At 35.2% G+C, this 13,855-nt stretch carries 9 protein-coding genes; 8 read left to right on the top strand and 1 reads right to left on the bottom strand.

The features are described 5' to 3' along the window. The first annotated feature begins 459 nt into the window (after positions 1 to 459). The 7 genes from rnr (at position 460) to bamC (ending at position 8,501) form a co-directional block, all read left to right on the top strand. On the top strand, positions 460 to 2,838 hold the full coding sequence (gene rnr, locus GIY03_RS00300) for a ribonuclease R (protein WP_457913739.1): 2,379 nt from the start codon (positions 460 to 462) through the stop codon (positions 2,836 to 2,838). A gap of 173 nt (positions 2,839 to 3,011) precedes the next feature. Further along, a complete protein-coding gene (gene rlmB, locus GIY03_RS00295; RefSeq protein WP_457913738.1) occupies positions 3,012 to 3,803 on the top strand; it encodes a 23S rRNA (guanosine(2251)-2'-O)-methyltransferase RlmB in 792 nt (263 codons plus the stop codon). 175 nt (positions 3,804 to 3,978) lie between these two features. After that, positions 3,979 to 4,380 carry a 30S ribosomal protein S6 gene (rpsF, locus tag GIY03_RS00290; protein WP_457913737.1) on the top strand — a complete coding sequence of 134 codons (402 nt, stop codon included), beginning with the start codon at positions 3,979 to 3,981 and terminating at the stop codon, positions 4,378 to 4,380. A 324-nt stretch (positions 4,381 to 4,704) separates the two neighbouring features. After that, positions 4,705 to 4,932 carry a 30S ribosomal protein S18 gene (gene rpsR / locus GIY03_RS00285; protein ID WP_457913736.1) on the top strand — a complete coding sequence of 76 codons (228 nt, stop codon included), beginning with the start codon at positions 4,705 to 4,707 and terminating at the stop codon, positions 4,930 to 4,932. A gap of 39 nt (positions 4,933 to 4,971) precedes the next feature. Next, the gene (gene rplI, locus GIY03_RS00280) at positions 4,972 to 5,424 is read left to right on the top strand and encodes a 50S ribosomal protein L9 (RefSeq protein WP_457913735.1); all 453 of its coding nucleotides are present in this window, start codon (positions 4,972 to 4,974) and stop codon (positions 5,422 to 5,424) included. A 1,888-nt stretch (positions 5,425 to 7,312) separates the two neighbouring features. Further along, positions 7,313 to 8,194 carry a 4-hydroxy-tetrahydrodipicolinate synthase gene (dapA, locus tag GIY03_RS00275; RefSeq protein ID WP_457913734.1) on the top strand — a complete coding sequence of 294 codons (882 nt, stop codon included), beginning with the start codon at positions 7,313 to 7,315 and terminating at the stop codon, positions 8,192 to 8,194. 16 nt (positions 8,195 to 8,210) lie between these two features. Then, positions 8,211 to 8,501, top strand: coding sequence for an outer membrane protein assembly factor BamC (bamC, locus tag GIY03_RS00270; RefSeq protein WP_457913733.1), 291 nt, complete (start codon positions 8,211 to 8,213; stop codon positions 8,499 to 8,501). A 1,366-nt stretch (positions 8,502 to 9,867) separates the two neighbouring features. On the opposite strand, the gene asnS is transcribed toward bamC, so the two are convergent. Next, positions 9,868 to 11,268, bottom strand: a complete 1,401-nt coding sequence (gene asnS / locus GIY03_RS00265; protein ID WP_457913732.1) for an asparagine--tRNA ligase — start codon at positions 11,266 to 11,268, stop codon at positions 9,868 to 9,870. Between the two features lie 1,397 nt (positions 11,269 to 12,665). On the opposite strand from asnS, the gene GIY03_RS00260 reads away from it, so the two are divergent. Then, positions 12,666 to 13,670, top strand: coding sequence for an LD-carboxypeptidase (locus GIY03_RS00260; protein ID WP_457913731.1), 1,005 nt, complete (start codon positions 12,666 to 12,668; stop codon positions 13,668 to 13,670). Positions 13,671 to 13,855 lie beyond the last annotated feature (185 nt).

The following is a 13,855-nucleotide window of genomic DNA, read 5'->3' as shown; positions in this document are numbered from 1 at the left end:
CTTAGAATCATTAAAACTACATCTGTGTTAAGTATCGATGACTTTCTAACGTCACACAAATAATCAGTCTCTTGTATTGACTGGGTGCATCTCATTTATCTTCACGCTATTATTAATATAATCAATTAATTAAGCTATTGTAACATTATCTATACAGTTTTAAAATACCAAATATTCATTTCAACATACCAGGAAAATTGTTTGACTGTATAGTATAATAAGAGCATCAAAGCTGCTGATATTACTAAACTACTAGTGTAGCTTTTGTTATATAATTATTGCTTAATACTTCAAGTAAGTACTTTGTCAGCGCGTAATATTTTCTTGAAAAGCTACATTCAAGACATCTTGGTAGATATGCTTAAAACTTCCTACTTTACAGGCTAATACTTGTTGAATGAAGTATCCTTGAAAAATAAAATTCAATGATATCCTGTCGATGACAACGGAGGTACCGCAATGTTACAAGATCCATTTTTAGAACGAGAAACTAAAAAATACACATTCCCCATTCCTAGCCGAGAATATATTCTAGCTTATCTAGCCAAACGAGATGCGCCTGCTAGCCGCGAAGCATTAGCAAAAGAACTAAATGTAGTGGAGGGAGTAAGATTAGAAGCATTGCGTCGCCGTCTTCGCGCTATGGAGCGTGATGGCCAGTTAATATTTACTCGCCGCCAGTGCTATGCGCTGCCAGAACGTTTAGATTTAGTGCGCGGTACTGTAATCGGCCATCGCGATGGCTATGGCTTCCTACGCATCGAGGGAAGCAAGGATGACTTTTACCTTACCACTGAACAAATGAAGATGACAATTCACGGAGACATAGTGCTAGCACAGGCGCTTAACCGCGATCGCAAGGGCCGTTGCGCAGTACGTATCGTGCGCGTTTTAGTACCAAAAACCAGCCAGATTATCGGTCGTTTCTTCATAGATGCTGGTACTGGATTCGTTATACCAGACGACAGTCGCCTAAACTTCGATATTCTAATTCCAGATGACGCTGTCAACGGCGCACGCATGGGCTATATAGTATCAGTTACATTAGTCCAACGCCCTACCAGAAGCACAAAGGCAGTTGGTAAGATCGTTGAGATTCTTGGCAAAAAAATGAGCACTAATATGGCAATCGATATTGCTCTACGTACTCATGAGATCCCGTATAATTGGCCGTCTGAGGTGGAGGAACAAGTTGCTCATCTCGGTAAACACTTGACAGAAATGACCAAGACAAACCGAACTGATATACGTCAACTGCCATTAGTAACCATTGATGGCGAAGATGCACGCGACTTTGATGACGCTGTGTATTGTGAGAAGAAGAGTGGAGGCGGTTGGCGTTTGTGGGTAGCGATTGCTGATGTTAGCTATTATGTACACCCATCTACCCCGATAGATAATGAGGCAAGGAACCGTGCTACCTCAGTGTATTTCCCGTCACAAGTCATTCCCATGCTACCAGAGCTTTTATCTAATAATCTATGTTCCTTGAACCCGCATGTCGATCGATTTTGTATCGTATGCGAAATGACTCTATCTGCCCAAGGGCAGCTATTAACAAGCAAGTTCTATGAAGCCATAATGAGTTCCCATGCACGATTAACCTACGATGCAGTTTCTCGTATTTTACAAGGAGAGCAGAAGATACGTGAGCATTATCATGTTCTAGTAAAACATTTAGAAAATTTACATGCAATGTATTATGTACTAGATAAAGCTCGCAATGAGCGTGGCGGCATTGCCTTTGAAACCGGAGAAGCTAAGTTTATCTTTAATGCCGCGCGTCGTATTGCACGGATTGAACCAACGGTACGTAACGATGCTCACAGCCTAATTGAAGAATGCATGATTATGGCCAACGTTGCTGCAGCACATTTTGTTGAGAAACATCAAGGATCAACGCTTTTCCGTGTTCATGATCGCCCAAGCGATGACCACATCTATGCATTGCGCAGCGTTCTAAGTGAGCTTGGATTGATTCTTGGAGGTGGCAGTAAACCACAACCAAAAGATTACGCTGCACTAATAAATAAAATCACCAAACGTCCCGATTATGAAATGCTTCAAACCATGTTGCTACGTTCAATGAAACAGGCAATGTATGACCCGGACAATCGTGGTCACTTTGGTTTAGCGTTAGCTTCATATAGTCACTTCACTTCACCAATCCGGCGTTATCCAGATTTAGCACTACATAGGACTATTAAACACTTGCTAAAGAAAGAGCATGACAAGACCCACGAGCACTCGATACTAATTAGTGGCTGTTGCAGTAATTTTAAAGAAATGTTACAATTAGGCACACATTGCTCCATGGCCGAACGTCGTGCGGATGAAGCAACACGAAACGTTGTTGATTGGCTAAAGTGCGACTATATGCAAGATCATGTCGGTACCGTATTCAGCGGAATTATCGCTAGCGTGACTGGCTTCGGCTTCTTTGTACGTTTAAACAGCCTGTTTATTGATGGCCTTGTGCACGTATCTTCACTAGACAATGATTACTATCGCTACGATAGTATCGGTCAACGTTTAATTGGTGAGTCCTCCGGAGTTGTTTACCGTTTAGGTGATACAGTAAGCATCCGCGTTGCGGCTGTGCATATGGACGAACGCAACATTGATTTCTCACTTATTTCTAGCACTTGCAAGCCATATGGTGCTAAAAAAATTAAACGCAAATATAACAAGAACAGCGGAGGCATACGAATCTTACGTCATAGTATCCCAAACAATTTAACTCGCAGTCAATCACCGATTAAATATTATGATAACAACTCATCCACTGACACTAAATTAAGAAAATCTTTAAAAAAAACAATCAAACCTAATAAGTAGAGTAAAAATCGATAATAGATAATAGTCAACAAGTATATTGCAAACCGCAATAGAATGCAAGAACCAGTCAAGTTAAAAGCTTATCTAAAAAGAACATGCCGACCAGACTTGACCTATGACACCTAATAATTCTTACTAGATGATAACCGTAATCTGTACACTAAGAGAGCATCATGAGCGCAATTGTTTACGGCATTCACACCATCAAAACCCTCCTAGAACTTAACCCACAATGCTTACTAGAAGTCTTTATATTACAGGGGCATCAGAACGCTCGTTTACAAGCATTGCTTACTGAATTAAAAGGACATGGTCTGGCTGTCCAAATGAAAAACCGCCAATGGCTAAACTATAAAGTACAGGGCGCTATGCATCAAGGCATAATCGCTAGAATACATGAAACACAGCAACTACAAGAAAGAGATCTACTAATATTATTACAAAATGTTAATGCTCCATTCTTACTCGTACTAGATGGTGTAACCGACCCACATAACCTTGGTGCCTGCCTGCGTAGCGCTAACGCGGCGGGTGTGCATGCAGTGATTGTTCCACGAAACCGTTCTGCCCAATTAAATAGCACCGTTAAAAAAGTAGCCTGTGGTGCAGCAGAGAGTATACCGCTAGTCCGCGTTACAAACTTAGCACGTACGCTACGTTCGCTACAGGCGATGAATATCTGGGTCATAGGTACTGTTAGTGAAGCGACTCACACAGTATATCAGTGCAAAATGACTGGTCCTATAGCTTTAGTGATGGGCGAAGAAAGTGAAGGCATACGTCTTTTAACTCGGAAACACTGCGACGAATTACTAAAAATTCCCATGGCTGGCACTATCTCCTCACTAAATGTCTCTGTTGCGGCTGGTATTTGTTTATTTGAAGCAGTAAGACAACGCTTGTGCTATACTCCAAAAGATAGCATTACAAAACATTATAAAAAAACAAAAAAAGAACAAAGCTGAAATTCTTAAAATTTGCTCGAATGATGATGAATAAATTTTACGCAGCTCTTGAGTTTCTTCCTACACGCCAGTAGGATTATATGTTATTTTCAGTCGTATAACTAAAATACGTTCCTTGCTTCCCAGGGCTATGGTTGCCCTACTAGGAGGCTCCACAATTCGTAAGGAGCAGTTTATGCGTCATTATGAAATCGTTTTTATGGTTCATCCTGATCAAAGTACGCAAGTTCCAGATATGATTGATCGTTATAAAGCTATTATTACTAATGCACAAGGTCAAGTACATCGCCTAGAAGACTGGGGTCGTCGTCCATTAGCTTACCCGGTCAAAAATCTACACAAAGCACATTATATTTTACTAAACATTGAGACTTCTTATGAAGTCATTAAGGAATTGGAAAGTAACTTTCGCTTTAATGATGCCGTTATTCGTAGCATGCTCATGCGCGTTAAGCGCGCAATCACTGTAGCTTCACCGATGATAAAAACAACAGATGAACGATCTATGAACCGCCGAGATCACGTGCTTAACGAAAATATAGGTAATGAAAATATTAGGGATTCCGGAGAACATTAATATCTTAATTGCTGAGCTAATTATTTTATCAAGCAATGTATGTATTAATGCTTATTCACACAGCAAGTCTTTCTGGACTACCTGCTAAATATTATATTTATGCACCATTTAAAGCAAAGGGCAGCTAAGTTGAAAAGACAAGCATGGTACAAATGCTTGTAGTTTTTAATGTTTTCTACTATAAGCACTCACTCAAGTATTAACAATCGATAGTGTCAGATCACCATGCAAAAATGCTTCCACAGCCATTCGAGCAGAAAGGAATTAAAAAAATCATGCTGCATGCTGATAAAATTAAATTAATAGATTTTGGAGGCTAACTAAATGGGACGTTATTTTCGTCGTCGTAAGTTCTGTCGTTTTACTGCAGAAGGTATTCAAGAGATTGATTATAAAGATCTTGCGACGCTAAGAAACTACATCACTGAAAGTGGTAAAATAGTACCAAGTCGTATTACTGGCACTCGTTCAAAATATCAACGCCAGTTAGCCCGTGCTGTCAAGCGCGCCCGCTATCTGTCTTTATTGTCTTACACTGATTGTCATCAGTAATGAGCTGTTATACGTAAACGACTTTATGAGGATAAGATAATGTACGTTATTCTTCTTGATAGAGTAGAAAATTTAGGCTACCTGGGTGATCAAATTAATGTTAAAGCGGGTTATGCTCGTAACTTTCTAATACCACAAGGTAAAGCTGTCCACTCTACTAAAAAAAACCTAGAGTTGTTCAAAACACGTCGTGCTGAACTAGAAGCTACACTGTCTAATAGTTTAGCCACCGCCATTGCTCGTGCAACCAAGATTAATGAGCTATTAACAGTTACTATCGTATCTAAAGCAGGAAAAGAAGGTAAATTATTCGGTTCTGTTGGTACGCGTGATATTGCAAACGCAGTCACTACCTCTGGTGTTGAGGTAAAGAAAAACGAGGTACGTTTACCAAATGGCGTTTTACGTACTACTGGAAAACATATTGTCTCTTTTCAGGTACACAAAGATGTGTTTGCACAACTTAATGTAGTAGTAGTTGCAGCAGCATAAGGATATAATCGCAACACAACACTAGTACTAAACTACTGTTGTGTTGGGTAGACAGGCAGCAATGTTTTTCCATCTATATTTGTCTTGCAAATCATCCTACCGGGCAGTTAAGAGGATGACTGACGTATGATAAGTCAGCTTATACTGTATCATTTATAAAGTAGTTAATGACTTATATTAACTTGAATCTTTATTATATTAATAAAGGCTTATATGGTACTACACCATATTTTATTACTCTGATATAGCAGCTTTTAATAGATACTCTGCGATATTACTAAGAATTTATTATCGCACCGATATTACTAATCAACTAGAAAATGATATATCGGACGGTAACTTCATCAATTCCTTCATTCTTATATGCATAGTGTAATTCAGAAGCTTCACAAAAACTTATACTTTTTAGCTAATACAGAAATTTGGTAATCATCATAAATAATCATGTTAGCAGCATCTTTTCAAAATTACAAACCATCTGAAGGAGTTATAAAATTACTCTTATATCTAATTACAATTAATATTCCTAACCTATTATGTTACATTGAAACAAATGCGGTGCTATTTTTTAGATAAATAAAAACTTGCTATTTAAATATCTTGAAGATTCTCGTGCTATACTAGGTTTAAATATCTTTCGATGTATTCACAGTGGAGAATATTAAAGGTTTGAAGTATTCATTATCTCTAAATTTATAGTCATGAGACATCACTGACTAATTGATGATGCATTTTTTGTTGAATGATCGATGAACTGAAAATTCATGATACCTAATCAGCATAAGTAGTAACAAATAGCATAATATTAGCACTTATGATAATACTGAAGTCATATTTTTAACTCACTATACTACAATGCATTAGATATCGCACAATATTCAGCACATCAACCAGGTTATGCTTTTAATAATGACCACCACCATCATAAATATTAAAGATCTGATATAAAAAATCTCATAGATTATTTCACACTACACTTCTTTATCTTAAAAAACCGTGACGTCCATCCGATATTAATAACACAAAAATTTTTAAGCTTTTATTTTGTCAAGGAACGGAGTCTGATTACTTTATAGTTTTATATATAATTGATTTAAATGTTGATGATAAATGTATCAATATTATCTGATTATTTTAGACAAAAATTCTTCATCCTTCGACGAATCTTTAAAGGGTAAACTTATATGATTACGATTTCTTTGTGGGTACCATATTACTGTAAGATTAATTGAGCTATTTCTGATTTTAATACAGTTTTCAGTTCTTATTTATTAACTTATTGGTAAGTAGTCAACCTAAAGATAATACCGAAATGTATATGATAAATTTTAGTATACTATTTAATCTGCAACGAATCAGCCGAAATAATTTATCTATCTGTCTCAAAGGGATGCTGAAGCGTTATTTTTATACATATAACATTCTTCGCATAATCAATCATCTTTTAGCATGTTACAGAAAAGAAAGATTATAAATAATATATCAGAATTGCTTTTTAATATCATTAGATATTCTCTTAAACATTAGATCTTTAGTTCTGGTATAGACAAAATAGCATATATTATTTTTTGACATCTCATAACAATTCTTAGAACTAACAAATATATTATAAATAACACAAGCATCAGGCGCAAAAATAAAAAACATCTCTCAGAATCAAATATAAGTTATATTATGATGATAGTCATGCTGTTTACCAGTGCTGGCTACTTAAGCAAGTGATATAATCTGTATGTGCCTTAGTCAACATACTACCTTTGATCTTATGTAACAACTTAGTCCATCTAACGTTTAAATATGACTTTCTTGACAAAGAAAATACAGTTATTAATTTGCCTTTAGATCAACAAAAAAGTACTATAAAGTATACTTACACAGAGGAAAAATAATGTTTACAGGAAGTATTGTTGCACTCGTTACACCAATGGACAATAAGGGCGCTATTGATAGAGTGAGCTTAAAAAAACTTATTGAATATCATATAGTGAGTGGCACTGCAGGTATTGTTTCCGTGGGTACTACCGGTGAATCTGCAACACTTTCCTATCATGAGCATATTGATGTTGTATTACACACCCTAGAATTAACTGATGGCCGTATTCCAGTAATCGCGGGAACTGGTTCTAATAATACTGCTAAAGCTATCTGTCTTACTCACTGTTTTGCTAATACCGGTGTATCGGGGTGTCTGACTGTAACACCATACTACAATTCGCCAACTCAGGAAGGGTTGTACCAACATTTTAGAGCAATAGCTGAAAGTACTTCACTTCCGCAGATTCTGTATAACATACCTTCGCGCACTGGCTGTGATCTTTTACCCTCGACCATTGCGAAACTAGCAAAAATCAATAATATCGTTGCAATCAAAGAAGCCACAGGCAAATTAAATCGTATTAGTCAAATACAAGAACAAGTTGATAATAAAGATTTTATTTTGCTAAGTGGCAACGACGTTAGCGGACTGGACTTCATAAGACTCGGTGGAAAAGGGATTATTTCTGTTACGGCTAACGTGGCTGCACCAGATATGGCGAATCTTTGCACGCTAGCGTTAGAAGGTAATTTTGTTAAAGCAAAACATTTAAATAAGCGTTTAATGTTGCTACATCAGAGTTTATTTCTAGAAACTAATCCAATCCCAGTAAAATGGGCTTGTAAGGCATTAGGGCTTATGGCCACAGATACACTACGTCTACCTATGACACCATTAAGTAATGCTTCACGCTCTATAGTGCAGTGCGCACTGAAACGCACGGGTTTACTGTAACTTTAATGGAAATATAATGCTTGAATCATTGCAAAAAATCATGGTAACAACAATCATATGCCTTACGCTAATCATGATGTTAGTTGGTTGCAGTAGCGATCAGAACTATACACACCAAGTCAATGGAAATGAAGCATACCTTGATGCCACGCCTCTTGAACCACTATACACCCCGGAAGGTATGATTTTGCCACTACAAAACAATAATTATAAAGTAAGCACTACTACGTTGCCAGGTAGTATAGGAAAGCAATTAGATATTCGTCCGCCAGCACAACTTCTGACGCCACCTCAAGATTCTTTATAATACAATCTCATTGCAATAACAGTGTTCTTTTATTAAAGCATGTTTTTAAAAACAAAAACCTATAGTTAACTATAGTAACTATACTAAAAACCATATTACTATCGCCTTCTCTCAAGATACAAAAATATTGAAGACTGACTGGTGGTGCAGTGGAATCGCTTGGATGAAAAGAACCAGTATCAATGACGCTACTAGCAGATTCTAGTCAAAAATCAACATAATCAAACTGAGACTATCGGTAAAGTTGATTAGTTTCAACGACAGATAGGCATCACTACAATGGTGAATGATTTATCTAAAATCCAACGTTACAACGGTTTAATGATGAGTATTATTATTCAGCATAATAGATAAGTGAGCTAATTTTACAAACCATTTTATGCAAAAGGCACCTGTGCTCTCTATAAGAAACTATAAGTAATCAAGTTTTTCGATGACTAAGAAGAAGGTAATAATCGCAATATAAAGTATTACTCAGGACTATGGAGAGAATTGAGAAATCCCAATAGCTTAACGCTTATTCAAAAAACAACGCACTACTATGAACAACCTGAAAGCATATGCTCACTTATAACATATTAATATCAAGAAAACACTACTATTAATTAAGTGTTAAGCGATGTGCAAGCATACCATGTATTTTTTAATGCATGAATTTATTCGAATCATGAATTAACCTAAAGACACATAATCTTCGATTATTACATAATAAAATTATGTTGATTCTTTTTTGTCATTTGAGGATAAATTTTACTTTATTGTTAAAAAAAATCAACAAGACATGAGAATTAAGAGTCTATCTATTTATAGAATAATGTTTTTGAAAAAGCTATTACAAAAAATTTATTTATATTATAGAAACTATTATACTGACTTCATCAAATACTTCATTCCTACTACTTTTTAACTACTATCTCAACGGTGTTATGCGACGAACTATTATTATAGCAAATCACATTATTAATTGCTCGTCATTAAACCTTTCTATATAACACCACAAGTGCTGTATCCAACCCACGAGACAACAAACCGATACAGATCTTTATAGCATTACTGATATTTTTAATAATCTTATTACTAAGAACTACTTTTTAAGCAAGCATCACCAGATGCGTATTAATGCTCTGAACTATAAGAATAATCATAGCCAAAACCAGCGAGCTTTTTTATAATATTCATGATATATAAAAATTTTTATACATCTATTATAATAGATGGTAGTTCATGTACATCTTATCACTTACATACCTAAAATATCTTGAAGTTTTTTAAACTTCTGTACTAGTTAATAACTCGTGCTTAGTATTTTAAGGAAACTTCTAACGTTATGTCTGCGTATAAATTGAGCTACTTAAGCTATCATCTATTAACAACTTGCATTGTGTGGTGTCCGTGGAAACGGAATCACATCACGCACATTTTGTACACCAGTAACATAGACCATTAAACGTTCAAAACCTAAACCAAAACCGGCGTGCGGTACAGTGCCATAACGACGTAGATCGCGATACCACCAGTAGTCTTTTTTATTAAGACTCATATCTGCTAAGCGTTGATCTAGCATGTCTAAACGTTCTTCACGTTCAGAACCACCAATGATCTCACCAATACCAGGTATTAATACGTCCATCGCTGCTACAGTTTTACCATCGTCATTCATACGCATATAGAAAGGTTTTATGTCTTTCGGGTAGTTTTTTATTATTACAGCAGTCTTGAAGTGCTTCTCTGTTAAATAGCGTTCGTGCTCGGAAGACAAATCGACGCCCCAATATATCTGATTTTTAAAAGTTCTACCAGAATTTAACAAAATATCTACCACTTCAGTGTAGTTAACTTGTACAAAATGCGACGAAACAAAGCGTTGCATGCGATTCATAACATCTTTATTGACATGTTCAGTGAGAAATATTATATCATCCATACGCTCATTTAAGATGGCTGTAAACACATATTTAAGCATGTTTTCTGCTATAAAAGCAATATCATTTAGCGTTGCGAAAGCCATTTCTGGTTCGATCATCCAAAATTCCGCGAGGTGGCGACTAGTATGTGAATGTTCAGCACGAAAGGTTGGGCCAAAGGTATAGATCTTTGATAGCGCACAGGCATAGGTTTCGCCATTTAACTGACCGGATACGGTGAGAAAAGCTTCTTGACCAAAAAAATCTTTACTAAAATCTATGGCACCTTCATGAGTATGTGGTAAGTTTACGAGATCTAACGTAGACACACGAAACATTTCGCCAGCACCTTCAGTATCAGAAACGGTAATTAGTGGAGTAGAAACCCAGAAAAATCCATTTTCATGATAATAGCGATGTATTGCTTGTGCTAAAGTATGACGTAGGCGAGCGATAGCGCCAATAAGATTAGTACGTGGACGCAGATGAGATACTTTGCGTAAATACTCAATACTGTGGTGCTTAGCTGCTATCGGGTAAGTATCTGGATCATCTACCCAACCCACTACCTTAATAGCCGTCACCTGCAACTCGAAATGTTGACCTTTACTTGGTGATTCGATGACCTTTCCAGTAACCTCAACAGAGCAACCAGTAGTTAAACATCGCACTTCATTATAATAATTTGACAAAGAACAGTGCGCTACAGCCTGTAAGGTGCTAAAACAAGAACCATCATATACAGACAAAAAAGAAATGCCTACTTTCGAATCTCTTCGAGTACGTATCCATCCACGCACGGTAACCTCACGGTCAACTACAGCCCGTTCATGCAATACGTAAACTATAGGTACGATGTTCATAAATCTTTCTCTTTAGTATTTTGTTGAAAGTTAGTTGATATCTCAAGAACATAAGAAGATTTACTATATTACTTACTGTAAAAACTCTGTATACGTAACATATTCAACATATCTAAAAATATAAGCTGATCTCTAAAATCTTATATATGGAATAAAGGTATAGCGTTTTTCTGAATTATATTTCAAGTTAATTAATAAATTTCAATATCATTTTCAGTGATATACTTTCTCACCCGGTATTTATCGGGGGCATCTCGCACGATTATTGTTGCAAATCAAATATTAGTTATATATCGCAAATGAGCACTATATTCCTGATTCCTGTTATAGGATTGTTATTAGTATTTCTAAATAGCTTCTTCCCTTTCGTGATTACATATCATGTTATAACCTTGTATCATATTTAGAATACAATGACAGAAAGATCAATATGCATCTTCTGAATTATTAAGGGGATGTTTTCAATCGAGAAAATAAATGATGTCTTTATTTTGAAGATATTATATGTTAGGATAACTGGTTGTTTATATCACTTATATTATAGCACATCTATAATACTAAAAAATAACACAATCGCTAGTAGTTTTTTTTATCTAAGTTTTCCGTGGATATGCAGCTATAAATACTGTTACACCCTCGGTTAAATAAAACACCATTAATGCATCGGATAAACTGATTCGCCTTGTTTCCTTTTTGATATACTTACCTGCTATAAGGGTATTGTCTTTTCGCACTACATGTATATACCATATCAAACAACTTTATATCACTAAAACTATTATAGTTTAGCCACCTAATTATGATTAAAAGATACAGACACACCTTATGATCTATTAACGAAGTCAGTGCTCTTTGATATAATTGCAAGATTACCCGATAGATCATTAAAAGCACTGAATTTGTACTGCACTTACCATGAACACTAAAGACGCTCTATATATCTCGCCAGAGCATCCTGAAATGCAACTACTTATGATTTTTGATGCATGCAAAACATATGACGATGAATAGCCTAATCATGATGTGAGGGGGCTAATCTTTAGCATCCAAAAAAAAGGATTAATACGATTATGTATGACTCTATTATAGAAGCGTCAACCAGACAATGCCACTGTTCACTGTCACTTAACAATAAGTATAACTTTTGTTGTCATGAAATAGAACGGATTGATAAAGACAAGAATTTTCAACGATTGTGAATATGTAAAATATTGTATCACCTAGATACTAGTTTTACGGAACATTACTCATTACTACAAACATTAAGACTTTTAATGATAACATTAACATATTATAAAACAATAAACTGATATTAAAACCATGGCTTCAACAGTTATTGCAAATTTATTACACGACGTAATCATAAGGCAGAGAGAACACTGTAAAGGATGAGTAACATGAAAAAAATTATTATATTTGCGCGTATTATTTGTATATTTTTAGTGATTGTTTCTACTAGATCTATATGCAGTAATAAAGGAGTGATATACTTAATTTCAAGTTCATCTGCATATAATGAAAACATTATTAATAAAATTAAAAATGTTTTAGAAAAGCAAGATTTTGATGTCTCCACCAAATATCTTAATCAGCAAATATCTGATTTTGGTTATGTTAATACTGACAAAGAAAGAGCTAAAATCCTGATTCAAGCATTGACAGATAATAATGTTAAGTATCTATGGTTTATTAGGGGAGGCTCTGGCGCTATTAACATCTTTCCTGATCTCTTTAATAATATAAAAAACATAAAAAACAGCCAAGAAAAAATCATTATTGGTTTTAGTGATGTTACAGCAATTCATTATTTTTTAAATACTTATATTGGGTGGAAAAGTATACACGGAATTGTTGCGGCGTATAACAAAGATCTCTATAGTAATAAAGATCAGGAAAAAATCAATATGAATAATGGGTTTCAAGAGGTCGTGACAGCTATAAAAAAGGGGGTTTCCTATAATGGACTTCTTCCAATGAATTCTCAAGCTCACTCTAGTATATCGGGAATATTAGGAGGTGGTAACCTCACTTTAATTCAATCTTTTTTTTCCACTAAATATGAAAAATATTTACCTTGTCAAATCTTACTACTAGAAGATACCGGTGTTACTTATAAACAACTTGATCGCATATTAAATCAAATTTTTCAGAAAAATAAAAAAAACTTTAAACTTCAAGGAATCATTTTTGGACAGTTTTATTCTTTATCAGGACGTGATGAAGAAAGACTAATGTTTAAAACGGTAATTAAAGAATTCGCTAGAAAAATTACTATTCCAGTATATTATTATCCCTACTTTGGTCACGGGAAAACAAATAATCCATTAATTCTAAGACAAAAAACGCTTATTAAGTGCCATATGAACAATGAGTTTTGTCAATTAACCCAAGCAGGTATTTAATTTGATATACTTAAGTACTCTAAAGAGTTTGTCCGATATGGAAAAACCACTGTATGATAATAAAGTAACGTTAATTACCCGGAAAACAGAATGTTAACCTAGTGGATTATAAATATCATAACAAAATAATATGAGATTATATAAAATCTGCTCTTCAGTTAAATTTAAAGATTTTGGTTATCATC

The organism is Candidatus Gillettellia adelgis, from assembly GCA_020541285.1.
GTDB classification, from domain to species: Bacteria; Pseudomonadota; Gammaproteobacteria; order Enterobacterales; family Enterobacteriaceae; genus Gillettellia; species Gillettellia adelgis.
This window is presented reverse-complemented; position numbering and strand designations above follow the sequence as displayed.